17 protein-coding genes are annotated in these 23,427 nt (G+C 40.1%); 9 read left to right on the top strand and 8 right to left on the bottom strand.

From position 1 onward, the window contains the following. Positions 1–245: 245 nt before the first annotated feature. From U1E44_RS14920 to U1E44_RS14930, 3 genes are read right to left on the bottom strand one after another with little or no spacing between them, the layout of a single operon-like run. Complete coding sequence (locus U1E44_RS14920; protein ID WP_322931907.1) at positions 246–1,571, bottom strand: (Fe-S)-binding protein; 1,326 nt, start codon at positions 1,569–1,571, stop codon at positions 246–248. A 2-nt stretch (positions 1,572–1,573) separates the two neighbouring features. Then, on the bottom strand, positions 1,574–2,539 hold the full coding sequence (locus tag U1E44_RS14925) for an MlaD family protein (protein WP_322931908.1): 966 nt from the start codon (positions 2,537–2,539) through the stop codon (positions 1,574–1,576). 55 nt (positions 2,540–2,594) lie between these two features. Further along, a complete protein-coding gene (locus tag U1E44_RS14930) occupies positions 2,595–3,998 on the bottom strand; it encodes an N-acetylmuramoyl-L-alanine amidase family protein (RefSeq protein WP_322931909.1) in 1,404 nt (467 codons plus the stop codon). 307 nt (positions 3,999–4,305) lie between these two features. Between U1E44_RS14930 and U1E44_RS14935 the strand changes: the two genes are divergently transcribed. After that, positions 4,306–7,011, top strand: coding sequence for a putative LPS assembly protein LptD (locus U1E44_RS14935; RefSeq protein WP_322931910.1), 2,706 nt, complete (start codon positions 4,306–4,308; stop codon positions 7,009–7,011). Positions 7,012–7,082: 71 nt separating this feature from the next. After that, positions 7,083–7,463: a RidA family protein gene (locus tag U1E44_RS14940; protein ID WP_322931911.1), complete on the top strand. Its 381-nt coding sequence runs from the start codon at positions 7,083–7,085 to the stop codon at positions 7,461–7,463. Here U1E44_RS14940 and U1E44_RS14945 read toward each other — a convergent pair. From U1E44_RS14945 to U1E44_RS14960, 4 genes are all read right to left on the bottom strand, one after another. Continuing rightward, positions 7,456–8,307, bottom strand: a complete 852-nt coding sequence (locus tag U1E44_RS14945) for a hypothetical protein (RefSeq protein ID WP_322931912.1) — start codon at positions 8,305–8,307, stop codon at positions 7,456–7,458. The two genes, U1E44_RS14940 and U1E44_RS14945, sit on opposite strands and share 8 nt — an antisense overlap. Before the next feature lie 78 nt (positions 8,308–8,385). Continuing rightward, positions 8,386–9,387, bottom strand: a complete 1,002-nt coding sequence (gap, locus tag U1E44_RS14950; RefSeq protein WP_322931913.1) for a type I glyceraldehyde-3-phosphate dehydrogenase — start codon at positions 9,385–9,387, stop codon at positions 8,386–8,388. Between the two features lie 27 nt (positions 9,388–9,414). Then, complete coding sequence (gene pfkA, locus U1E44_RS14955) at positions 9,415–10,401, bottom strand: 6-phosphofructokinase (protein WP_322931914.1); 987 nt, start codon at positions 10,399–10,401, stop codon at positions 9,415–9,417. Positions 10,402–10,556: 155 nt separating this feature from the next. Next, positions 10,557–14,963: a translocation/assembly module TamB domain-containing protein gene (locus tag U1E44_RS14960; protein ID WP_322931915.1), complete on the bottom strand. Its 4,407-nt coding sequence runs from the start codon at positions 14,961–14,963 to the stop codon at positions 10,557–10,559. Between the two features lie 109 nt (positions 14,964–15,072). On the opposite strand from U1E44_RS14960, the gene tsaD reads away from it, so the two are divergent. The 6 genes from tsaD (at position 15,073) to U1E44_RS14990 (ending at position 21,427) form a co-directional block, all read left to right on the top strand. Next, positions 15,073–16,098 carry a tRNA (adenosine(37)-N6)-threonylcarbamoyltransferase complex transferase subunit TsaD gene (gene tsaD / locus U1E44_RS14965; RefSeq protein WP_322931916.1) on the top strand — a complete coding sequence of 342 codons (1,026 nt, stop codon included), beginning with the start codon at positions 15,073–15,075 and terminating at the stop codon, positions 16,096–16,098. A gap of 24 nt (positions 16,099–16,122) precedes the next feature. Continuing rightward, positions 16,123–17,583 carry a hypothetical protein gene (locus U1E44_RS14970; protein WP_322931917.1) on the top strand — a complete coding sequence of 487 codons (1,461 nt, stop codon included), beginning with the start codon at positions 16,123–16,125 and terminating at the stop codon, positions 17,581–17,583. Next, positions 17,556–18,260, top strand: a complete 705-nt coding sequence (locus U1E44_RS14975) for a 16S rRNA (uracil(1498)-N(3))-methyltransferase (protein WP_322931918.1) — start codon at positions 17,556–17,558, stop codon at positions 18,258–18,260. The genes U1E44_RS14970 and U1E44_RS14975 overlap by 28 nt, the downstream gene beginning before the upstream one ends. A gap of 217 nt (positions 18,261–18,477) precedes the next feature. Then, positions 18,478–19,125 (top strand): DUF4159 domain-containing protein, encoded by a 648-nt coding sequence (locus tag U1E44_RS14980; protein ID WP_322931919.1) that lies wholly within the window; start codon positions 18,478–18,480, stop codon positions 19,123–19,125. Between the two features lie 3 nt (positions 19,126–19,128). Then, a complete protein-coding gene (locus tag U1E44_RS14985; protein ID WP_322931920.1) occupies positions 19,129–20,229 on the top strand; it encodes an AI-2E family transporter in 1,101 nt (366 codons plus the stop codon). 73 nt (positions 20,230–20,302) lie between these two features. Further along, positions 20,303–21,427, top strand: a complete 1,125-nt coding sequence (locus tag U1E44_RS14990) for a class I SAM-dependent methyltransferase (protein WP_322931921.1) — start codon at positions 20,303–20,305, stop codon at positions 21,425–21,427. Here the strand turns inward: U1E44_RS14990 and U1E44_RS14995 are convergent. After that, positions 21,424–22,161, bottom strand: coding sequence for a M15 family metallopeptidase (locus U1E44_RS14995; RefSeq protein ID WP_322931922.1), 738 nt, complete (start codon positions 22,159–22,161; stop codon positions 21,424–21,426). The two genes, U1E44_RS14990 and U1E44_RS14995, sit on opposite strands and share 4 nt — an antisense overlap. Positions 22,162–22,247: 86 nt before the next feature. Here U1E44_RS14995 and U1E44_RS15000 point away from each other — a divergent pair, with 86 nt between their 5' ends. Next, positions 22,248–23,345 carry a glycoside hydrolase family 130 protein gene (locus U1E44_RS15000; RefSeq protein ID WP_322931923.1) on the top strand — a complete coding sequence of 366 codons (1,098 nt, stop codon included), beginning with the start codon at positions 22,248–22,250 and terminating at the stop codon, positions 23,343–23,345. The last annotated feature ends 82 nt before the right edge of the window (positions 23,346–23,427 follow it).

Here is a 23,427-nt window from a genome sequence, read left to right on the forward strand (position 1 = left end):
TGATACATTTTCAAATTTTCAAATCGTTGTCGGTTGTTCGTAAAATTGTTTCATTGATACATTGGTACATTTTCAAATTGCTACATTTTCAAATTTTCAAATCGTTGATGGTTGTCCGTTGTTGGTTGACAGTTGATGGTTGTTCGTTGTCCGCATTAATTCCCTCTTCGTATTTCGTATTTCTAACTTCATACTTTGTACTTTGTACTTTGTACTTCTATCTTCGTATTTCTTCTCTTTCGTATTTAAGATTCTTGTACCCAATTAAGGCGGTCCATTTGATTAAAAGGCCACGGGGCACCGTTATTTTCAATATTAGACATCATTGTATTAAGATCTGAAGGAGCGGCAGACTGTTCCATCACTAAATAGCGTCTCATATCTATAATAATAGACAAAGGATCGATGCTTACCGGGCATGCTTCCACGCAGGCATTACATGACGTACAAGCCCATAGTTCCTCGGCTGTAATATAATCCCCTAAAAGCTGTTTGCCGTCTGCCACAAAGGTACCTTTGTTCTTTTCGATGTTTTTACCTACCTCTTCCAAGCGATCCCGAGTATCCATCATAATCTTACGGGGCGATAATTTCTTTCCGGTACTATTGGCCGGACATTCACTTGTACAACGTCCACACTCGGTACAGGTATATGCATTCAATAACTGCACCCAATTGAGATCTGCCACATCCGAAGCTCCAAATTTTTCAGGGATGGGGGCATCCTGAGCCGGGGCAGCAAAAGGATCTGCCGAAGGATCTAGCATTAGCTTTACTTCTCTGGTCACCGATTCCAAATTGGTTAACTGCCCCTTAGGATAGAGCTTGCCGTAATAGGTATTGGGAAAAGCCAATAAAATATGTAAATGCTTGGAATAATAGAGATAATTCAGAAAAAATAAGATGCCCACAATATGAAGCCACCAGGCAGTCCGCTCTATAAAAATTAGTGTAGCAATGGAACTTTGGTCGAACAAGGGTAGCAAGTACTGACTTACGGGAAATGCACCTGCCTTTGTGTAATGGGCTACATCTAGAATTTGCAATTGCTGATCGGCTGCATTCATCGTTAAAAAAAGGGTCATAAGAACCAACTCGATATACAAGATAAGATTGGCGTCGTTCTTAGGCCAACCTTGCATTTCGGGCTTTATAAAGCGTTTTAGCCGAATGATATTTCTTCGTATCCAAAACAAAATAACGGCTACGATAACACCAAGCGCTAACAGCTCAAAAGAACCTATGAGCACATCGTAAAGAACACCTAAAGAAGCAAAAAGACGATGCGTACCCAATAGGCCATCTAACACAATTTCTAACACCTCCAAGTTAATGATAATAAAGCCCAAATAGACTACAATATGCAATATTCCGGCCACCGGACGCACCACCATTTTGGTTTGCCCTAAGGCAATTTTTACCATATTTTTCCATCGCCGAGGTTTATGATCGTCTACCGTAATGGATTTGCCTAGGTTGATATTGCGGTAGAGCCGCTTCACATTCTTCACGAAAAATCCTATTCCAAAAGCTAGAACGAGGGCAAATAGAACATTGGGCAGATAATTCATCGTTAATCCTTTATGTTTTCAGCAGGGTCGTTTTCGGGTAGGGTATATTCTTTTTGCTTTTTGCCAAACACCGAAACATTTACATACCGCTTTGGATTTAATCGGAAATCCTGAAGCAATAAATCCAATTCCTTGGATGCACTGGATAGGTTGTTGTACAACGCTTCATCCTTCATTAACTTCCCCATGCTACCTTCGCCTTTTTCTAATTTCCCTAAAAGCAGTTCCATATGTTGCATGGTGGCTTGCAAACTTTCCATGGTTTGCGGTAAACCCGCTTGCGCAATGGAATCGGAAAGTTTCGAAAAATTTGTGGTTATGGTATTCATATTCACAATGGAATTTTCCAACTGATCTTTATTGTTTTCTAGCAATTGGTGTAGTGCTACTGTAGCACCTTGAAGGCTATTAATGAGCTGGTTTAACCCCGAAATACTTTCCTTCAAATCTTTTTTAGTGCCATTATCCAGCACCTCATTAAAATTAATCAGCAGCGAATCGGCATTAGAAATAGCACCTTCGACCTTTAATTGTAACGGATTGAGTTTTTGCTGCACAATTTCTGTAAGTCCGGGTCTAATGTCGGAAACCAACGTATCCCCGGATTTGGCAATTTCGGCACCGTCTAAAGCCACTTTTATCTGAATACCCTTTCCTCCGATAATTCCGGTATCGTACAACTCGGCCTTGCTGTTCTTAGAAAATGTAAACCCGTTATCTACCGAAAAAGTAACCAGCAAACTGCCTGTTTTGTCTTTAAACTTTATATCGATAACCTTGCCTACATTAAATCCGTTAATGGTAACGGACGTGCCGGTTTGCAAGCCACCTATATTTTGGTATACCGCATAAAATATCTTATTGTTTTCGAAAAGCGGCGTGGATTTCAGGTAGCTAAACCCCAAAATGAATAACAGAATACCGCCAATGACAATAATACCTGTTTTAATTTCCCTGGTTATCTTCAAAAGGATCGTTTTAGTATGTAAACAAAATTAGAAATATTTTTTAGAAGACAGGCCATTATTCCGATACGTATTTCAAGGCCTCTTGCAAAGGTATGCGCACCCCATCTTTATAGGCCACAATATACGAGGTGGTATAGCCTTTGGCATCCGCATTGGTCTTTAATAGTTTGGCTTCGGTGTAGGACGAGGTGTTACCGTACATATATCTAAATAAATCGTTAATCGGTTCCTTGGACAATTTATTCAGTCCCTTAAAGTCTTCTGAGCGTAACGGCAAATCTTTGGAACTCGCCATAAGTTGTACTTTGAATACGACATTTTCTTTTACTGCCGGCACATTTTTTTCAACAACTGCCGGCATCGGATCTTTCTTTTCGCTACTTGCGATCACGGCAACCTCCTTTTTGTCCTCTACAACCGGTGTTTTTAGTTCCTCTTTTTTTGTAACCTCCGGCGTTGTACCCTGAGTAACTGTTTCCGTTTTGTCTTTTTTAGGAAATTCCCCTTCTGGCACCGACTTTTTGGGCACCTCCTGCGTAATAGCTGGTGTCACTGCCCTGGAAGTTCCAGTACCTGCGCCCGTTGAAGCAGCAACTTCCTTTTCGGCAACAGGAACATCTTGTTTCGGTGTTGTAGTTGTGGCTGTATTTCCTACAAGATCTGCTTTGTATTTTAGCACCGCCTTGGCTATAGCCTCTCCCATTTCGGCTTGTCCTTTTTTAGAATTTAAATACGCTCCTTCCTCCTTGTTGGTTAAAAAGCCTGTTTCTACCAACACACTAGGCATAAACGTTTGATGTAGCACTATAAAGCCCGCTTGCTTCACTTTTCGGTCGTTGCGTTTTAATTCCGCTGCAAAATTATCTTGCATCATTTTGGCCAATAATATACTTTGATCCAAAAATTCTTCCTGCATTATGGTGAGACCAATAACGGATTCGGGCGAATTAATGTCATAGGCCGCATAGCGCGTATCATAATTATCTTCTAAATAAATTACGGAGTTCTCTTTTTTAGCTATCTCAAAATTTTGTTTGTTGGCATGCAATCCTAATACAAAGGTTCCTGCGCCGTGGGCATCAGAATTATGAGAATCACAATGTACGGATATAAATAAATCGGCATTGGCCTTATTAGCAATTTCACCCCGCTTGTACAAGTCAACGAAGGTATCGTCCTTTCGGGTATAAACCACTTGAATATCGGGGTTCTTGCTTAAAATTTCACCTACTTTTAGTACAATATTGAGGGCAATATTTTTTTCTAAATAGCCATTGCCCAAATTCCCGGGATCATGTCCTCCGTGCCCCGCGTCTAAAACGACCACGAACTTATCATCGTTCCCAACATCTTTTTTTACAGCACTAAAAGAAGGCAGTAAAAATAAGAGCAATGTCAGCATAGGAAGCATTAGGTATTTCACCTTTATATTAATCCCAACTTCTTCAATGATTTTCATTTATTGTACGTATTTATTTTTAAACCATTATCCTTTGATAGCACTCTGAAAAGGAACGAAATTCAACCAAAATCTACAAAGCCTGTATTGACTTTATGTTGTAGTGCATTTCAATTCTATAAAAAATCATAAGCCATTGATATGGCTTAGTTTATATTCTTGAGTACGATCTATTTTTTTTAAACACCTGCCACGGGCTCTCCCAAGGTTAAATTTATCGTAATTCGCTACAGGCAGAATAAAAAATATATGTAAGTTTGGGCTTCTTTAGAGGACCCAAATTGTTACAAAAATAGGATTTATAGCCTTGCAATCAAACAAACATCATTTACTTTTTATTGGGCTGCTTTGGCTGGGTTGCATTTCTGTGTTCGGACAGGAAATTCCGATAACGCCATTGCCCATTAAAGCTATACAAGATACTATCATTCCCCCGGCATTTACACTCACGGTACCCCAAGATAAGGCTGTAACCGACTCTATACAAGCAGATTCTATTAAAAAAAATAAACCCATACTGCTCGACAAAATTAATTACAAGGCAAAGGATTACGCACGACTTAGCCAAAAAGATCAAAAAATATATTTGTACAACGAAGCCGAAATTTACTACCAAGATACGGAGTTAAAAGCAGGTATTATTATCATGGACTATGTAAAAAATGAAGTTTATGCCGGTAGAATTAAAGATTCTTTGGGTAATTACAGCCAACTTCCCTATTTTAAGCAAGGATCCAATGTGGTTATTCCGGATTCTATTCGGTTTAATTTTGATACCCAAAAAGCCCTCATTTGGAATTCCCGAACCGAACAGCAAGCCGGATTAGGTCAATTGGGAAGCGATGCCATGAAAGTCTATGCCGATATCACAAAAAAAGAAAACGATTCTGTCTATTTCTTGAATGAAGGTAAACTTACCACCTCCAAAGATACCATAGACCCGGATTACTATATTCGCGTAAAAAAGGCCAAATTTGTACCGAAAAAAAAAGTAATAGCTGGATTTAGTAACTTGTACATCGCCGATGTCCCCACGCCCATTGCCCTGCCGTTTGCCTATTTTCCGTTAAGTGTAGGACGTACTGGCGGACTTATTTTTCCGGCCATTGGCAACGATCCTAATAGAGGCTATTTTCTGCAAAATTTAGGTTATTATTTTCCGATAGGAGACTATTTGGATCTTAATGTGAGTGGCGATCTCTACACAAATGGGAGTTACGGCTTCCGCACAGAATCGGCCTATGTAAAACGCTATAAATACAGGGGTAACGTCAATTTTAATTTTGAAAACCTCATCATTAGCCAAAAAGGATTTAGTGACTTTAGCAGAACCACCATTTACAATATACGAATATCCCATTCTCAGGATCAAAAGGCCAACCCCAATTCCAGATTTTCGGCCTCTGTAAACCTCGGAAGTAGTCAGTTTTTTCGGAATTCGCTTCAACAACGAAACATCCCGAATACACAGATCAATAACTTGTCGTCTTCCATATCCTATTCTAAAACGTTTCCCGAGTATCCATCGGTAAATGTAAGCCTTACCGCTACCCATAACCAGAACACCAACACCGAGGTTATTGATATGACGTTGCCTACCTTGCAAGCAAGTATGGAACGTATTTTCCCTTTCGCCAAAAGGGACGGGATCAAAAAAGGGATTATTCAGAATATCAATTTTCAATATAACCTTAATGCCCGCAATGTAATACGCACCACAGACGAGGATTTTTTAACGGCAAAAATGTTCGATAATGCCAGAGTGGGCGCCAAGCATACCATCCCCATAAGTACCAATTTTAAAGTGGCCAAATTTTTTAGCGTTACCGTAGGCGGTAATTATGAAGATGTATGGACCTTAGAAACTTTTAATCGACGGTTTGACGAGGACACGCAGGCTGTAGTTAGAGATACCATTAAGGGTTTTGATCGTTTTAATCAGTACAACTTAAGTGTGGGTGTGGGCACCACATTATACGGAATGTTCAATTTTGGAGAAGGTAAAAAAATACAAGCCATACGGCATGTAATGCGGCCATCGATCAGTTATGGGTATGCCCCATCTTTTGATCAATTTTACGAAGATTTTTTAGACGGCAATGGCAATGTCGTGCAATTTAGTAGGTTTGAAGGCACTTTAAACGGTGCGCCGCGTTTGGGAAAATCGAATGCGATGAGTTTTTCGCTGGCCAATACCTTTGAGGCCAAAGTAAAAGATAAGGATTCTACGGCCACAGAACCAAAAAAAATAAATATCCTGAATAGTCTTAATTTTTCTACCGCCTATAATTTTGAGGCAGATAGCCTTAAATTGAGTCCCGTGAGTTTTAACGGAGGTACTACCATCCTCAATAATAAAATGTCGGTTAATTTCTCGGGAAGTTTAGATCCGTTTGCGATAGATAACAACGGAAGACGTATAAACACCTATAATATAGATAATGGTGGTAGTCTATTTCGGTTGACGCGCGCCAACGTGAACCTAGGGTATTCGCTGGACAGCAAAACATTTGGAAAAAAAGGAAAAGGGACGGATGATGAAGACGAAACAGGCGACAATTATGTGCAGTCTAGTGGTGGCCGCGATGACGACCTGTTTGGCCGTGCCGATAATTTTAACAATGCAGATTATATTAATAAGGGTAAAGATCCCGATGATGTAGAAAACCCCATCTATGGCACTACCATACCCTGGGATGTGCGCTTGGCCTATTCTGCCAACTACAGCAACTCTAATCGCCAAAATGAGTTTACCAGCCATTCGCTAATGTTCTCCGGAAACCTTTCGCTTTCGCCCCGATGGAAAGTAGGAGTATCTTCGGGTTATGATATTAAAAATCAAGGGTTTACATTGACTCAATTTCGTTTTGAACGCGATTTAAAAAGTTTCTTTATGAATTTTAGTTGGACGCCTTTTGGGGAGTTCGAGCGATGGTTCTTTAGAATTGGCATAAAGAGTTCAATTCTTCAGGATCTGAAATGGGACAACAGAAGCCAGCCCCCTAGACGATAGTCTACTGCGCATCTTATCTCCCGAATTATTACAAAAAGTTAATATTCGTACTTATATCTCATACAAAACCAATGAAAAAAATTATACACACCCCAAAAGCCCCAGCACCCATAGGCCCCTACAGTCAAGCTGTTTTGTCCGGAGACACCTTATACATTTCCGGTCAAATTCCTCTAAATCCTGAAACCGGTCTCTTGGTAGAAAATGATATCCAAGCGGAAACAAGGCAAGTAATGGAAAATATAAAGGCCATTCTGGACGCTGCCGGAATGACCTTTGAACATGTGGTAAAAGCATCGATTTTTGTAACCGATATGCACCAATTTTTTGCAATAAATACGGTCTATGGTGCCTATTTTAATTCGGAAACCGCACCTGCTCGAGAAACAGTGGAAGTAGCTCACCTCCCGAAATTTGTTAGGATAGAAATATCGATGATCGCAGTTACATAGTATCTGTATGAAACTTCATTAAACCTTCTATAGGTCGCTGGTGAATGACACCCACCCTAAGATCGTTGCGTTCTAATGCCCAAACCAATTCTTCCCGTAAATAATGCGCAATACTGCCTACAAAACTTATCGGAACCTTGGTGGCCAAATCAAACTGCATAATGTGGTTATTAATAAATTGCTGAAACCCCTTTTCTATAACCCCTTTACAATACGGATGGTCTTTATTTTCTACCAAAAATCGGGCAAACGTTGCCAAAAAGGTATTTGGATTGGGTTGCTTATACAAATTATTTTTAATTACATCGGCATCTAGATTGTATTCTGAGGCAAACTTTTCGGACAAATCCGTGGGTATTTTATGAAAGTAATAATCTCTAAGAATCTTTCTTCCAAAAAAATTGCCGCTACCGTCATCCATTAAAATATATCCTAAAGACGTTACTTTCTGTATCACCTTGGTACCATCATAATAACTACAATTAGATCCGGTTCCCAGAATACAAACAATACTTTGGTCTCCCTCCTTTGTAGTGGCGTAAATCGCGGCATACGTATCTTCCTTTACTTCTGTTGTAGCATTGGGAAAAAAATCCTTAAATATGCCACCCAAAAATTTGCGCATGCGTTCAGTGCCGCATCCGGCACCGTAAAAGTGAAGGCGTGTAATTTTCTCTCTATTCTTAGAGAGCTCGAAATTGTTCGCCAAACGATCTTCTATAATCGGACGAGTTAGCACTTCCGGACTCAATCCTAAGGTTTGTGTCCTAAAAAGTTGATTACCCTTCGCATCAAGTGCAATCCAATCTGATTTGGTTGCCCCACTATCAACTATCAATATCATATATCCATATTTAAAAAGAATCCTGAAAATACCACCATTAAGGCCATTTTCAGGATATCTTCTATCGTTAAAAACTTCTTAGAGTGTAGCGATATGTTGGATAAGATCTACCATTTTATTGGAGAAGCCCGCCTCATTGTCGTACCAAGAAACCACTTTGAAAAATTTAGAATTAAGTTCTATTCCGGCACCGGCATCGAAAATGCTGGTTCTAGTGTCGCTAATAAAATCTTGAGACACTACAGCTTCTTCGGTATAGCCCAAAATTCCCTTTAATTCACCTTCCGACGCTTTTTTAAAGGCTTTTTTAATTTCCTCATAAGAGGTTTCTTTTGCCAAACGCACGGTTAAATCTACTACCGAAACATCGGCTGTGGGTACCCTAAAGGCCATGCCTGTAAGTTTTCCTTTAAGTTCCGGAATTACCTTGGTTACGGCCACAGCAGCACCGGTAGAGGCCGGAATAATATTCAACAAGGCACTTCTACCACCGCGCCAATCTTTTTTAGAAGGCCCGTCTACGGTCATTTGTGTGGCCGTAGTAGCATGTACCGTAGTCATTAAAGCTTCTTCTATTCCAAAATTATCATTTAAAACCTTGGCCAAAGGCGCCAAACAGTTCGTAGTACAAGATGCATTAGAAACAATGACATCTGATGCTTTTACGTCTTTATGATTTACGCCCATTACAAACATGGGGGCATCTTTGGAAGGAGCAGAAATAACTACTTTCTTAGCACCACCATCGATATGGTATTGTGCAGAATCCAAAGTGGTAAAAATACCGGTACACTCTGCTACTATGGCGGCACCAACAGCATCCCATTTAATGTTTTTTGGATCGCGTTCTGCCGTAATGCGCACTGTTTTGCCGTTTACTACCAAATGGCCGTCTTTTACTTCTACCGTGCCATCGAACTGTCCGTGTACAGAATCGTATTTCAACAAATAAGCCAAATGCTCAACGTCTAGCAAGTCATTAATAGCCACCACATCTACATCACCTCTTTTTACTGTGGCTCTGAAGACTAATCTTCCTATTCTTCCAAATCCGTTTATTCCAATTTTTAAATTTGACATTTTTTCTGATTTTAAATATAATTAGTACTAAGTTGTCATTATTTCTGAAACTCTTAAAAGTTCCTTATCTATTTTAGTATGGCCTTTTATGGCTTTGCTTATAGGTGTTAATGTTATTGTATTGTCTTGGATCCCTACCATAAGATTCGTTTTTCCTTCCATGAGTGCTTCTACCGCTTTTACCCCCATTCTGCTAGCCAATACCCTATCAAAACACGAGGGAGAACCACCGCGCTGCAGATGCCCCAATACAGATACGCGAACGTCGTAAATAGGCAAATGTTCTTCTACGTAATCTTTTAGCTCGAACACGTTTTTTCCGGTCTTATCGCCTTCTGCAACGACCACAATACTGGACGATTTTCCGGAATTTTTGCTTCGTTTTAAGGATTCTAATAAGCGCTCTAAACCTAAATTTTCTTCGGGTATCAGGATTTCTTCGGCTCCGGCACCTACGCCGGCATTTAAGGCAATATGCCCTACATCTCTACCCATCACTTCTACAAAAAACAGTCGGTTGTGCGAACTGGCCGTATCTCGTATTTTGTCTATGACATCAACCACGGTATTTAATGCCGTATCGAATCCCAGAGTGTAGGTTGTTCCAAAGATGTCATTGTCTATAGTACCGGGAATCCCGATCACCGGAAAGTTGAATTCTTTATTAAAGAGCAAGGCTCCGGTAAAACTTCCATCGCCACCGATCACAATAAAAGCATCAATGCCGGCGGCAACCAATCGGTCATGCGCCATTTTTCGACCTTCTTTAGTTCTGAATTCCTTAGAGCGTGCCGATTTCAGAATTGTTCCTCCTTTGTTGATGATGTTATTAACACTTCGGGCGTCCATGGGCTTAAAATCGCCTTCTATCATCCCTTCGTATCCTCTGTATATGCCCACACATTCTATTTTCATATAAGCGCAGGTGCGCACCACTGAGCGTATTGCGGCATTCATCCCCGGAGAATCCCCTCCTGAGGTAAATACCCCTATTTTTCGTATTTTAGAAACCATTTAAAATTTTCAAACCGTAAAATTAACAAACTTATTTTACATTGTTGACCGCAAAGATGGTTAAATTTAGGTTATGCCAAATACGAGAACGTTTTCGTTCTTATTTTTTTGCTGGTATTTTCGAAAATAAAACAAATAGAAGGTGAACTGTGGTATTATCGACTTTTTATGGCCTTTGCCCTAATTTGTATCAGGCTGTCTTTTCCCATGATATTTGTAGGGGCGGCTATTTCGGGGATTATTTGGCCCTCCTGATTTTTATTTTTGTTGAAAATTTTCCGAATCAACTCACTAAAACTATTAAAATCGACTTCATAAGACAACCCAATACCTTGGGTATACCCTTGCCTGTCTGTTAAAAATTGTTGAATTTCATTCTGCCTGTTAAAAATCTTAGCGCTTAAAGTACCTTCTTCATTGAGAAGAATTTGCATTTCTACATCACCGGCAACTACAGTCTCACTTACGCCACCTACCGGAACACCCACTCTCCCATTGATTAAAATACGTTCGTTTATTTTTGTGGAAACCGTTACACCTAATCTATTTTCGGTCTGAATATCTGCGTTTCGATCTTGTAATCCCTGCTCATAAGACACCCCTAGATCGAACTTATCATTACTACCGCCCAACACTTGATTAAGCAAGCCGGAAGCGGTTTGAATTAAATTCCCCGTTACGGCCTGTTGATTGATACCGCTGCTCTCGTTTACAAAGGTGCCTTGAGCCAACAGAAAAAAAGCATTGCGCTCTTCTACGGTAGGATCTTGTAACCGATACTCCAGTTCGGATTTTACAATAGAGCTTGTACCCGGAAATTCGATATTAAAATTAATGGTAGGCCTTTCTAATTGATCTGTAAGACGGATGACTACCTCTGTGGGAATTCGTCGCGTATAGCCCGGATTATCTAGTAAGGGAGCCGGATTGGCGTTTAGAGAATACGCCGCTTCCATATTGAGCTGTGCTCCCAAAGGATCGCCCTCCCAGAGTATAGTACCGCCGGGTTTTACTTTGAATTTTTTATCGATAACCCCGCCAAATTTATAGTTAAAATCCCCGGTAACGGTAACGAATTCGCCGTACATTTCAAACCGGTCATTGGTATTAATTCGGATGAGTAAAATACCTTCTCCTGTGCCTTTCAGCGCACTTCCAGTTTTAGGATCTAGCACAATCTCTACTTCAGCATCAGGAGTCACGGCCAAATCAAAGTTAAGTTCCACTCCTTCGTATTGTTTTAATGCCATCCTTTCCTTTTCCAAGGTCGTTGCATTTCGTTCAATAAAGTTGATGAACGAATAATTGCCTACACTGGCCACGTCACTAATCGGTATTTTTAAGGAGGTGCCCTTTGCCGTAGCACCATCTACATCAATGGTAAGGGCACTAGTTGGCCCGTGAATTCTGCCTGTGCCATTAAAATAACCGCTGCCGTAATATAGCACCTCTTCTTCAAAAGCTGTGTTTAAAATAAGAAACCTTTCGTTTTTGGTATTCACATCCAAATCTAATCGCCAATTCGTAAAGAATTCATGCGAAATGGTTCCATTAAGGGTAGCCTTGGTTTTCATGGCGACATCGGAAAGCCCTACATTTTGAAAATTAAATGTCTGATTGGTAAGGCTTACGCCTGCATTGGGACTAAACGCGTAATCTACGTTTAAATACGGTATGGCAATACCGGCATTATTGAGGTTGAGCAACCCAAACATATCCGGATTATCGATATTACCCCTTATTTGTACACTTCCATTGAGTTTCCCTCTAATGTTGCTAATTACGCCTTGACCCAAAGGCGCAAAGGGTTCTAGATCAAAATCTCCAAATGAAGCCAAAAGATTGGCCTGTGGTATTTTTTCTCGATTGGTAATATTTCCTATGATGCTTAATTTTTCTTTACCCCTATCTGTAATTTGAGAATTTACGACAAAGTCGGTTAAATCCTTATTGCCAACAATACCCAATGTTAAATCGCCCAGGCGGATATCGTTTACCGATAAATCGGCAATACTAAGACTGGAAGAAGGTAAATACACCTTGTCCTTTTGCAAAATTTGCAAAATGCCATTCACCTCTCCCTGCAATTTTAGACTGTCTATAACCGGTGTGATTTTGTTTAGGGATACCAGCTTAAACTGTAATTCTAGATCCTTATAGGTAGAGTCTGCCAACTGCCCACGTAGCCGTATCTGTTCTTTGTTTTCATTGTTCATAACGATTTCTGAAATGAAAATGCTGTCTAATTTTTGAGATAGGGTTACTTTGTTCTCCGCATTGTTTTCTTGGTTTAGGATCCATTTGTTGCCTTTAAAACTCACATCCGAGGTTTTTAAACCAATCACCGATTTGTTGCCTTTGGTAAAAGTGTGATAAAAATTTAAGTTAAAGACATCGCTATTTTTGTTGCCGCCCCGAAACTCTGTTCTAAAAAACAAGGTGTCTTTTAAGGTGGTATTGATTAAGTTAAAATCTTTAACGTCATAATAGGGTGTAGACACATCAGCAACAGATAGGAAGGTATTGAATAGCGGGTTTTTATTATCGATCTTTAATTCTATATCATCCAATTCATTACCATAAGCGGAAATACTGGGCGACTTAAACGTGAGCTTAAAATCGCCTTCATCTGCAATGATAGTACCGCGGATAAAGGTGTTGGGATCAAATTGTACTTCGGGAAAAAATACATCTACAATTTTATTGTATATCCTGAAATTAAAAGCCAACCGCTGTCCTTCAGTGATCTGAAACGGTTTATAATTGGTATACACACTACCTATAGAATTTTGAAGCAATTTCCCTAACTCGTTTACCTTAAAAGTGCCTTTAACATAACCGGTAATTATATCGGGAGAATTTATGGCGATGACTCGCGTAGTATCATTTTCAAAGGCGGCATTAATTTTAAAGTCATCAAAATAATAGGTGTCATTTTTGTTTTGAAAAACCGTATTCGTAAAAGCCACGTCACCTGTAATATTATCTAGTGTGGTGCCTGTTATAGCCATAGCGATATCGCCCTTAAAAATAGATACACTGTCATTAATAAAATTGGTCTTTTTTAAATCGGCATAGGCCACCGAGGCTTTAAAATTAAACTGATTATTGGCGTCTTTAAAATCGGCCAGCCCGTTGAAGTTAAATTTCATGTGCTCATCGTTGCTGGTAAGGCTACCATCAAAAAGCTGATCTTTTACAATTCCGGAAACCTTTATATCCTGATACTCATAATTGTTAAAATTGATGGTGTAGATTTGGCCAATAACTTCCGTATTTAAGGTTTGCTGCACAAAACCAATGCCTTCCACGTTAAAATCAAACGTAGTTTTGCCCAGTTGCTTATCTCCCAGAAATCGGCCAAGATCAAAATCGATCAAGGATACAAATCCTTTATAGGAAGCATTGTCTATATTTTTAATATTGGTTAAGGCAATGTCGGCATAACTACTACCAATGCCCGTATTGATGTTTACCTTGGCATTAATTTCCTGTTCCGCAATTACAGTAGTACCCCTAATGGTAAATGAACCCAATTTCTGAAAGCTACTTGGAAGGGATTTTCCTAAGATATTTGGCAACAAAGCCCTTAGCTGGTAATAACTGGTAGAAAGGTTTCGAATATCGGCATTGAGAGTGAACGCTTCCTGGGAGAATAATTCTTTAAAATTAAAATCGCCCCGAATACCTGTTTCATCAGAGAACAAGAAGAGGTTTGTTGCGGTAAGATCATTTAAAACGCCGCTAATAGTTGAGGAAAGGGTCACCTTTTTGCCCGTGCCAAATTCGTTATAAAACAGATTTATCTCATCCAGTGCTATTTCCGAATCAATAAATTCTGAGCTTACTTGTACCTTATTTAAAAAATCGGCAAAATCAGATCGATCGTAATCAAAAATTAAAAAGCCATTGAGATTCGATTCCGGTGTTTTAAGGTGTAACCCATCAAAACGCATTTGTGTTTTGGTGTATGTAAAATCTGTAGCCATTTGGGTTACCGATATACCTTGCGGAGTCGCAAATGCCATCCCCTTTATGGAAGCCCTGACCTCAGGACCTAGAATTTGAAAGTCATCTGCCGAAATTTGTAAGTTGTTGAAGTTTAAAATTTCAGATTGAGCTACATTTTCATCAATCAATTTAAAATGACTGTCTTGAATATCGATTTTGGAAGCAGAAAAGAAAAAAGGGGGTGTTCCGGGAGCCCTTGGTTTCTTATCATCTAGCTTATCTACAAAAATTTCGAGATTAGTAGTGCGTTCCCCCTCATAAGTCTTAAGTTTAAAAAGAAGTTCCTCTACCTCAATATCTCCGAATTCTAATTTTCCGCGGATCAAATTCTTTATGTTTAAGATAGACGTGGTCAGTTCCTTTATATAAAAAAGGGTGTCTTTTTTGTAATCTTCTACATAAACGCCTTTTAAGGAGGTGTTAAATGTGATGAGGGAAATCTGTAATCGATTTAATTGGATATTGGTGCCAAACTCTTCATTGAGGGTCTCTGTGGCATAGCGGGCAAAATTGGTTTGCACTACCGGTAGCGAAAGAAAAAGAGTACCCATGAGTAGCAGTAAGGCAAGAACCAGAAAGGATCGGAGCAGTATTTTTCTTAGTTTTTTGATAGGACTTTATGTTTTACCTTTGTGTATTCAATTATTATTCCAAATTTAGGTGAAAAACCAACCCATCTACATCTTAGCTATAGAATCTTCTTGCGATGACACCGCTGCCGCTGTTTTATGCAATGCGAAAACACGAAGCAATGTCGTTGCCACCCAAAAGATACATGAGGAATTCGGGGGTGTTGTACCCGAACTGGCCTCTAGAGCGCATCAACAAAATATCGTCCCCGTGGTGCATCAGGCCTTAGCCAAGGCAAATATCGATAAAAAACAGTTATCCGCCATAGCTTTTACTCGTGGCCCAGGTCTTTTAGGGTCTTTATTGGTGGGTACTTCGTTTGCGAAATCGTTGGCCTTGGGTCTTGCGATACCGTTAATTGAAGTAAACCATATGCAAGCTCATATTTTGGCTCATTTTATTGAGGAAGAAAACAGTAAAAAACCACAATTTCCTTTTCTTGCATTAACCATAAGTGGCGGTCATACACAAATTGTGCTGGTGCGCGATTATTTCGACATGGAAATTTTAGGAGAAACTTTAGATGATGCGGTTGGGGAAGCTTTTGATAAAAGCGCTAAAATTTTAGGACTGCCCTACCCGGGAGGGCCTTTGGTAGATAGGTATGCCCAAATGGGCAACCCCAAAGCCTTTGTATTTCCCAAGCCAAAAGTAGCCGCACTCAATTTCAGTTTTAGCGGGTTAAAAACAAGTATTTTATATTTTATCGAAAAAAAGACCAAAGAAAACCCAAATTTCATCTCTGAAAACAGGAATGACATTTGTGCCTCTATACAATATACCATTATTGCTATATTGATGGAGAAATTAAAAAAAGCGGCGCTGCAAACCGGAATAAAACAAATCGCTATTGGCGGCGGTGTTTCGGCAAACTCTGGTATCCGGGCCGCTTTGTTGCATGCCGAGACCACCCATAATTGGGAGACATTTATTCCTAAATTTGAGTATTGCACAGACAATGCCGCCATGATCGGTATTGTGGGTTATTTAAAATTTATAGCTGGAGATTTTGTAGATCAGCGTGTTACAGCAAAAGCCAGATACATTCTCTCTTGAATGAAAAATTCAATAAAAAATTTCTTGAAACTGACTATCCCCAAGGCAAGCCATAGGGGTATACTTCTGCTGCGCTCAGTAAAGGTTTCGCCAGTTTCATTTTGGCCTTTGGGCCAAAAACCGAAATTTTGTATTTCACCTCACCTGGAACTGCAAAAAGACAGTTCCGACCTCTCCAAAGGAGCGATAAATAGGAAATTGAAACCATTAAAAAACATACTCCCTTTTTTTGTAAGCCTGTTGCTAACCCTTTTCAGCTTAGGGTTGCATATGTCGCCTTTTTCGGATAGCATGCTCAATCAGAATAACACTAGGGTTTCTAACGGTTATCTCACCTATACAGTAAACTACCACAAAGAATTACCGGCATTTTCAAGAAGACCACTTACCACCTTTTTAATTGAAAGCACCTCGGAATTCACTGGTTTACCCATAGGAAAATCCTTTATTCTAGTAAACTACCTCTTGTTTTTTGGTAGTGGGATACTCTTGTTTATACTGTCTATGACGGTAACAAGGCACTATTGGCATAGCGTGCTTAATATTGTGGGATATTTTTTAGGTTTCTCTATCCTTTTTGCCTTTTTTTCGCCCATTTACACCTATGACGAACCCTTGCAATACACCCTCATATTTCTGGGGATGTGGGCTTATTTTAAAAAGAAATGGACGCTTTACGTAGTATCCTTTACATTTGCGGCTGTGGCCAGAGAAACTAGTTTACTGCTGCTCCCGGCACTGCTGCTTTTCTTTAATAACGGCGGCATGTATGCGAGAAATCCCGCTGCCCTAAACACCTTCAAAAGGTACCTCATCATTTTAATGCCTTTTGCATTTTATGCCTTGTATCTAGGGTACTTTGTTAGCACTTCTTCGGATATTTTCATAGAACAAGGAGAGTTATTAAGTCGGTTTTCCTGTTTTCAAGAAAATTTTGGGACCACCAAAAATGCGGTAGAATCCCTCATTTCTTTGGTGCTGGGTTTGGGTCTCTATCTCTATCTATTGTGGTTTGTGCTAAAAGACAATAGGTTGTCTGTTTTGCACGTAAAATTTATACATTCCTTTTTGTTTGTATTCGTCATTAATTCCTTAGTGGTCATGGTACTTACTTTTGCACGTGAAACGCGCCTTTTTGCACTTCCCTTGTTCTTTTTATGGCCCCTAGCCAGCACGTTGTTTCTGAAAGAGCTGGGTATTCTCTTGTCATATAAACTCTATTATCCATGCTTCAAAAAATGGCCTTATTTCTTTTTATTTTTGTTCTTAACTTTTATTAATTATATTCTTTCTTTTAAAATTTATCAATCGTATTACGATTCCAATGGCGATTCGCATTTTTTTAACGAATACTTGTTTGTGTTGCTTTTAGGAATAAGTGTACATTTTTTGTTACGTCATTTTCTTTACAAGAATCCGTCTTATACCCCATTGATAACGCAACTAAATATATCGGAATGCAACTCTTTTACGACCCGCACATAAACGGTAACGCAACCGAATTTACGTTTTCTCCGCAAGAGAGCAAACACATGATAAGGGTCTTGCGTAAACGCGTAGATGATCTTATCTATATAACCAATGGTAATGGCTATTTGTTTACCACTAAAATTCTCGAGGCTGATGCAAAAAAATGTCGGGTGGGCATCGTTTCTGCCCTCCAAAGCGAAAGAAAACCGTACCGGCTTCATATGGCCGTTGCCCCTACCAAAATGAATGATCGTTTCGAGTGGTTTTTAGAAAAGGCCACGGAAATTGGGGTCACCGAGATTACACCCCTTATTTGTGAAAACTCTGAACGCAAAACAGTGAAGCCCGAACGCTTGGAAAAAGTGGTTCAGGCAGCCATGAAACAGTCACTACAAACCTACTTGCCTCGCATCAATATAAGCACTTCCTTTACTGATTTTATGCGCAATCCGTTATCCCATTTCTCGGGAATTGCTCACTGTGAAGATGGCGCAAAAACCCTGTTTCATAACATGGTAGCACCCCAAAAAGACGTTACGGTACTGATTGGTCCCGAAGGTGACTTTTCTGCCAAAGAAATTGATTTGGCCCTTAAAAAAGGATATGCCCCGGTGTCCTTAGGCAACAACAGACTTCGTACAGAAACCGCAGCTGTATTTGCGTGTATGGCGGTGGCGATTGTGAATTCGTAACCTTACCAGCCCAAAAAACCGCACTACATCGAAAACTATCCCTTAAAAAATGACTTTTTTGGTAGTGATTATGCTTAAATTTGACTTTTAGGATACACCTATCCTCATAAACATTGAATATAAGCATCCCATAAACTGACCGTTCCTCCCTGCCTGAAGCTCGGAAATATAGATGGTACACACCCGAAATAACCGATGGTTTAAAATAGTTGATTCCATGAAATTACCAATGTTGATCTTCATTATGACCTGCTTTTCACTTTGGCGAATGGCTGCCCAAGACATTGCCATACTAAAATACGGAGGCGGTGGCGATTGGTATGCCAACCCTACGGCACTTCCCAATCTTATTTCCTTCGTAAATACTAACATAGGCACAGCCCTGAACCCAAAACCCGCTACCGTAACGCCGGGTGATACCGGTATTTTTCAATATCCCTTTTTGCACATGACCGGACATGGAAATGTGTTTTTTTCTTCGGCGGAGGCGGAAAATCTCAGGATGTATTTGCTCTCAGGCGGTTTTTTACATATCGATGACAATTACGGTATGGAACCTTATCTAAGAAAAGAATTGCTAAAGGTGTTTCCGGAAAAGGAATGGGTAGAGTTGGGTACAGATCACCCGATTTTTAATCAAAACTATGTATTTCCTCAAGGGCTTCCTAAAATTCATGAACACGACGGTAAACGTCCTCAGGCGTTTGGGATCACCCATGAGGGGCGTCTCTTAGTATTGTTTACGTACGAATCCGATTTGGGTGACGGTTGGGAAGACAAAGAAGTACATAACGACCCAGATGATGTGCGTTTAAAAGCGTTACAAATGGGAGCGAATATTGTAGCCTATGTTTTTAAAAACTGATAGATGACATCAAAAACGATTACTCAGGGCATACTGCGTGCTGTAGCCATTATTGTGGGTGTTGTTGTATTGCTCTATTTTTTATACAAAATACAGTCGGTTATCGCTTATATAGTCATAGCCTCGGTGATTGCACTTATCGGGAATCCGATTGTGCAATTCTTGCGCTTGCGATTTAAGTTTCCCAATACGGTAGCCGTTATTAGCACCATACTACTATTTATAGCAGCTATTGCAGGTCTTATTGCGCTGTTTGTGCCCTTGCTCATGAAGCAAGGTCGTAACCTCTCACTGTTAAATTTAGAGGGACTTCAAAAAAATCTGAATGCACTTTACATGCAAATTACGGAGTATTTTAATGCTACGCCATCTGCTGTGAGCAACCTACTTCAGGATTCCGCCATTGAAAAAAATATTTTAGAACACCTCAATGTAGGTTTTATTCCAGAGTTTTTCAATTCGTTTTTAAACGTGCTTAGCGGTGCCAGTATTGGTCTGTTTTCCGTGCTGTTTATTTCCTTTTTCTTTTTAAAAGATCGCCGATTACTACAAAATGGTATCCTGCTTTTTGTGCCTCAAGGAAAAGAGACCAAAATGATGCATTCCATTGAAAAATTAAACCTGTTATTATCGCGCTATTTCTTAGGCTTGTTGCTTCAAATTTTTATTTTATTTGTAATTTATACCGTGGCTTTACTGCTTATCGGAATCGAAAATGCGGTGGTAATCGCCTTCCTTTGTGCCCTCTTCAATATTATTCCATACGTAGGTCCAATCATCGGTGGTATTATCATGATTACCTTGGGCATGACCAGCAATTTAGGAGCCGATTTCAGCAGTGTTATTTTACCCAAAACCGGTTTTGTATTCCTCGGTTTAGTAGTGGGTCAATTGGTCGATAATTTCTTTTCGCAACCCTTCATATTTTCGAATAGTGTAAAATCGCATCCCTTAGAAATTTTCCTGATCATTATAATTTTTGGATTGCTCTTTGGTGTTGTAGGAATGATTGTTGCAGTACCCGGATATACAGCAATTAAAGTCATTTTGAAGGAATTTTTGTCGGAAAATAAGATTGTTAAAACACTGACCAAAAACTTATAGTAAAACTTTGAATAAAAATATATTAAAAACTGGTCCACAACAGTTTATAAATGAAAATTTAAATACTGACATCGTGTCAGTTGCACTAAAAAAAACAACATTTGAAGGCATATCCACTGCGGAGCTCACCCAACAGATTGCTTCTAAAAAAAAGTGCGCCACAAAGCTTCCCACCTATTACCGTACTCCTAAAATATACTATCCCCATCCGCTTCAACTAGCGCAAACATCCTCTGAAATTACAGCGCACTATAAGGCCTCATTGGTTCGTGGAAAATCGCTGCTAGATCTCAGCGGAGGTTTGGGGGTAGACAGCTATTATTTTGCAAAGAAAGTAGGATGTGTATGGCACTGTGAAATTGATGAAATCCTTTCGCAAATAGCCCATTATAATTTTGTGCAATTAGGTGCCGACAACATCCGAACATATACCGGTAACGGACTGGATTTTTTGAAGCAAACGAAAGAAAAATTCGATTGGATTTACATAGACCCTTCCCGAAGAAACGAACAAAAAAACAGGGTATTTATGTTGGCCGATTGCACCCCAAACATTCTGGAACACTTAGATTCTATTTTTGAAAAAACAGCCTGTATTTTAGTAAAAACAGCACCACTTTTAGATCTCTCTCAAGGCATTTCAGAACTTCGGTTTGTGTCCTGCATTCATGTTGTTGCCGTACAAAATGATGTAAAAGAATTGCTTTGGATATTGAAAAAAGATGCTTCAGCGTCCGTGCGCATAAAAACGATTAACCATACCAGCACGGAGGTATCCACCTTTGACTTTTTACGATCCGACGAATTCGTAGCCGTACCTGACTTTGCCTTGCCCATGCAATTTTTGTACGAACCCAATGCAGCCATCTTAAAATCGGGTGCGTTTAAAACCATTGGCGTACATTTTCACCTCAAAAAACTACATGAACACAGTCATTTGTACACTGCCGACCACCAAATCTCCTTTCCGGGTAGGGTATTTCACATTCGCGAGGTTATTCCCTACTCCAAAAAGAATCTGCTTAAATTTAAAGGAAAGCAGGCTCATATTACGGTACGAAACTTTCCGGAAAGTGTGGCCGTACTTCGCAAAAAACTTAGTATTTCGGATGGTGGTACTACGTATCTCTTTTTTACAAAAAATTGTGAAGGTAAGCGTATCGTTTTAGTGTGTTCCAAAACAAAAGTACAAGACTAGTCGGTACAAGGCCAATTAAAATTAGCCACCGCATCGGAACTAGCGGCGGAAAGATTATAATGCCACCATTCGGACCGTACCGACCAAAATCCGTGCTTTTCCATGGTCTCTTTTAATAATTTTCTATGGATGAGTACGTCCTCCGGAAGATCAAAATTATCGTGGTAGGCCTTTCTTCCGAAGTAATCAAAATCGGTGCCCATATCCAGTTCTTTGCCGTCCAAAGTAACCAACGTAATATCTACAGCACCGCCCCTATTGTGTATAGAACCTTTTTTAGGATCGGCCACATACTGCGGATTAGAAACGATGGCCCACATTTTATACTGCACCGAACGCGGCCTATAGCAATCAAAGAATTTAATTTTATATCCTTTGGCCATGAATTCGGCATTGGCTTGCAACAGTGCCTTTGCGGTTTTCACTCTGGTATAACACTCGGCACAGGCGTACACTTTTTCGTTAAGGAAGTTCTGGGTCGTAGCATAGCGCATATCGTACACAAAATCGACACTAAAATCGGCCAAACGCACAAAGGTGGTATCGGCAATTCCTTCCAGCGATTTTGGTTTCCAAACGAGTGCCGTTTCCACTTCTTGAACGGTATCTGCATGAATACTCTTAGTTTCTTCCGGTGTTCCTGTTTCCTTGTGCATCGGCTTTTCCTTACACCCTAAAACAATAAAGCCTATACAACAGCATATTCCTCCAAAAAACAGTATCTTACCCCTCATAATTATCACGGTTTGTTGCTATTCGTCAAAGATACTAATGACCTGTAGAACTAGACCTTTATCCACGAATTAATTTTAGGACATTCATGAACATCACTAAAGCATTGGGTATCGTTTTAATCCTTCTTGTTTTTAATCCCACATCTAACGCACAGGAAAAATGGCTTTTAGGTTTTGAAAAACCGGCACAAAACCCGATCATGCGGGCAGACTCCACCTATGTTTTTCAAGACCCCATTACGAAAAAGGCGGTGCAATGGCAAAAAGCCGACGTGTTTAATCCTGCGGCTATCGTCCGAAATGATACCGTATTTATGTTATTCCGAGCGGAAGACGACCCATCGGCTATTTTAGGCGGACGAACGTCCAGAGTTGGTTTGGCTTATAGCACAGACGGGATACATTTTACCAAATACCCCGATCCCGTACTGTACCCTTCGGTAGATGAATTTCAAATTTGGGACTTTCCCGGTGGCATTGAAGATCCCCGTGTGGTAGAAACGCCGGAGGGTGGCTATATTATGCTCTACACGAGTTGGAATAAGGAAACCGCACGCTTATCGGCTGCGAGCTCTCCGGACTTAAAGTCATGGACAAAACACGGTCCTGTTTTTGAAGAAGCGTACGAAGGAAAATTTTTAGACATCTGGAGTAAATCCGGTTCCGTGGTCACCGAACTTCAAAACGGCACCTTACAGGCTAAAAAAATAAAGGGGAAATATGTAATGTACTGGGGTGAACTTTTTGTGAATGTAGCACAATCTGACAATTTGATAGATTGGGTGCCTATGGTAGATGCTTCCGGTGAACTTCTGCATGTTTTTGAACCCACCTTGGGCGATTTTGACAGTCATTTAACCGAACCAGGCCCTCCTGCGCTCTATACCGAGCATGGCATTCTTTTGCTGTATAATGGAAAAAATCTGAAGGGCGATGGGGCAAGCGACAAAGTACCACAAGGCACATATTGCGGTGGACAGGCACTTTTTGACAAGAACGACCCCACCCAACTATTAGAACGGTTGGCCACCCCGTTTATTTGTCCGGATCTTCCTCATGAAGTTTCCGGTCAATATGCGGCAGGCACCACTTTTATAGAAGGATTGGTTTTTTATAAAGGCAAATGGTTTTTGTATTACGGTACGGCCGATTCTATGGTAGGATTGGCTATAAAATCGGATTAATGCCCATGTACCCCGAGTGCGATAAATCGCTATTCGTAAGCGCTTTTTTACCCTCTAAAAAGGACATAAAACTGCTGAATAG

Source organism: Aurantibrevibacter litoralis, assembly GCF_034651555.1.
In the GTDB taxonomy this organism is placed as follows: Bacteria; Bacteroidota; Bacteroidia; order Flavobacteriales; family Flavobacteriaceae; genus Aurantibrevibacter; species Aurantibrevibacter litoralis.